The sequence below is a fragment of the Mumia sp. genome (genome assembly GCF_028803055.1).
Taxonomy (GTDB): domain Bacteria; phylum Actinomycetota; class Actinomycetes; order Propionibacteriales; family Nocardioidaceae; genus Mumia.
In genome coordinates this window covers 1-2,905 of the sequence record NZ_JARBCJ010000275.1, presented here as the reverse complement: position 1 = coordinate 2,905, position 2,905 = coordinate 1, and the positions used below count along the sequence as shown (strand labels likewise).

Below are 2,905 nucleotides of genomic sequence, written 5' to 3'. Positions count from 1 at the left end.
GTCGTGAAGAGCGTGGTCGTGACGTTGCGCCGACCCTCCCCGTACATCGTCGGCACGTCGGCATAGCTCTGCCCCGTCGCCGTGATCGTCCGGGCGAAGCCGAGGCGCTGCGTCGCCGCGAGGTGTGACGTACCGTCCTGCCCCACGAACGCACCCGGCGAGAGGTAGTGCGACTCCGACCGCAGCCCGAGCCGGTGGGCGAAGTCGACCACCGTCTTCATCCGGTCCGCCGGGAGCCGGACGTAGGTCTTGAGGAAGTCGTAGTCGAGCGTCTTCACCCGCGCGAGCTCCCTCGCGACGTCGCCGTCGGTCTCGGTCGGGCGCATGAAGTTGTAGTAGACCCGCGAGCCGTCGATCGGCTCCCCCGTCGCGTAGAAGCGCGGACCGATCCGCGCTCCGGCGTCGAGCGCGTCGCGGTCCTCCATCGCGCGGTACGCCTGGTCGCCGACCGACAGCGTCGACGTGATGCCGTACGCGAGGTTGATCCGGCCCTGCCGGTCGCCGAAGAACCGCGACTCGTACTCCTGGTGGACGTGCGAGTCCATCAGGCCGGGCATGATCGTGAGGTCCGACGCGTCGATCGCCTGCACCCCGCGATGGTTGTGACGGTCGTGCGCGGCGATGCTGCGGATGCGGTTGTTCACGACCGTGATGTCGACGTCGTGGCGCAGCCTGCGCCGCTCGCCGTCCCAGAAGGCGCCGGCGTGGACGACCGTGCGGCCGGTGGCGACCTCGGGTCGGAATGACAGCGGCACGCGGATCGTGCGCGCCCTGCCGGTGCGTGCATCGGCGAGCCGGAGCCGGCCGTTGTTCAGATAGAGCAGGCGGCGGGAGTCACCGCTCCACGACGGCGCGTCCGCGACCTCGCCGTTGACCTGACGCGGCTGCCCCGCGGGCGTGCCGTCCGGCTGGACCGGCATCACGCGCAGCGTCGACCGGACCACGAACGCCATCTGCCGTCCGTCGGGCGACCACACCGGACCGTCGTCCCCGCGTGTGGAGATCGAGGCGTGCGTACGGCCCGGAGGATGGAAGGTCTGCTCCCCGGTGGCGACGTCGACGGTGAGGATCTGGCTCGTGCCCTCGCGGAAGCGCTGCGAGTACTGCTTCACGGCAGCGAATGCGATCGTCGACCCGTCGGCCGACCACGTGGGCCTGCCCGGACCGAACAGCGACGGGACCAGCTCGCGTACGGCACCGCTGCCGACCTCGAGCACGTACGTCGCGCCGCGCTGGTCCTGGAAAGCGACCTGCGTGCCGTCGGGCGAGAACACGCCGGAGACCTCTGCCGAATCCAGCGCGGTGAGGCGTCGCTCCGCACCCGTGCGCAGCGTACGGACGTAGAGGTCCTCGGTGCCTGCACGGTCCGACGAGTAGAGGAGCCGACGTCCGTCGGGCGAGAACGTCGGGTTGACCTCGTGGAAGTCGTCGTTCGTGAGTCGCTCCGGGCGCCCTCCGATCGGCATGATCCATAGGTCGTTGAGCGCCACGAAGGCGATGCTCGTGCCGTCGGGCGAGAGCTGGGGCGTGAGCACCCCCGTGACGTCGCGTCGGCGACGGTCGTCGAAGTCGTGCTTCTTGAGGCGGTAGTCCGCGCCGCGAAGCCGTACCTGAGCGGTGAACGGGATCTCCGACGGCTCGCCGCCGGAGGCCGCGACCTCACGGATGCCGCCGTCTGCGGCGTAGAGCAGCGTGTCGCCGTCGGTCCACTCCGGTGTGAACAGGAAGACGTCGGACCCCTGGGTGACGGGCTTCCCGTCGACCATCAGGTCCGAGCGCGTGCCCTGCTGCTCGACGTACGCGACGCGCTCACCATCCGGCGCCATCGCCGGTGACTGGAGGGTCGTTCCGGTGGCCGGGGCGGGGACAAGCACCTGCGCCGCACCGGCTCGGTCGCTCGCGGTGACCGCGTTGTCGGCGACGTACACGACGCGTCGACCGTCCGGTGACCACGACGGCGTCACCTCCTGGCCGGCACCGGTGGTCCAGCGCGTCAGCTCGCCGCTGGCGACTTCCACCGACCAGATGTCGTAGCTCCCGCTGCGGTCGGACGCGAAGACGACGTGCCGACCGTCGGGGGACCACCGTGGCTCACGGTCGTCGTACCCGCCGGTGGTGAGCTGCGTCGTGTCGCTGCCGTCGGCGTCGGACGTCCAGATGTGAAACCGACCGTCGCGGTAGGACTGGAAGACCAGCCGCCCGTCCGAGGCGACGTCGGGACGTGCGGTCTCGAGCAGCGGGTCGGTCAGGCGTCTCGCCTTCCCGCCGCCCTCCGGGACGCGGTAGAGCATCCCGTGGAGGTCCATCACCATGCTGCCGTCCGGTGCTGCCGCGACGGCGAGATTGGTCCCCTCCTCGAGGGTGACGGTGGTCGTCCGCGGCTTGGGGGCGCCGTTCGGATCGGCTTGTGCGCCCATGACGCTGGTCGCCACCAGCGCCACGGCGGCGGCTCCCACGGTGAGGGAGCGTGTCGGGACTCTCGGATGCATCACTGTCTCCTCCGCTGGTTGAGTGATGCAACGGGATGTTTCCAGTCCGTTTTCAGATGAAAAGTCGCCGCGTGGGTGATTGAGACGGGCGGTGCACTCCCTGAGCCGAGCGGTCGGTCAGGCGGGACGAGCGGAGCCTAGGGGTGCGTGAGCCGGGTCCGGGAGAGGAACGCGTCGGGGCTGCGTGACTCCAGGAGCTCGAGGAGGACACCGTCTCTCGTGGTGCCGTAGCAGACCGCGGCGATGCCACCGCTGGACTCGGCGACCGGGTGGTGCCACGTCGTCCCGTCGAGGCTGCCCCGTACGGCGTCGATGCCCTCGACGTCCACGCACAGGTGGTTGACGCCGAGGTCGACCGGACGCGCGGCCGGCTCGTCGGCTCCGCCGCTCACCTCGACCGTAACGGGGCCGGGGAC

General features: G+C 70.5%; 2 protein-coding genes. Both read right to left on the bottom strand.

Going from position 1 to position 2,905, the window contains the following annotated elements:
* The coding region (locus tag PV363_RS16955) for an amidohydrolase (RefSeq protein ID WP_301022972.1) at window positions 1-2,489 on the bottom strand (2,489 nt) is incomplete at its 3' end.
* 137 nt (window positions 2,490-2,626) lie between these two features.
* The coding region (locus tag PV363_RS16950; RefSeq protein WP_301022971.1) for a hypothetical protein at window positions 2,627-2,905 on the bottom strand (279 nt) is incomplete at its 5' end.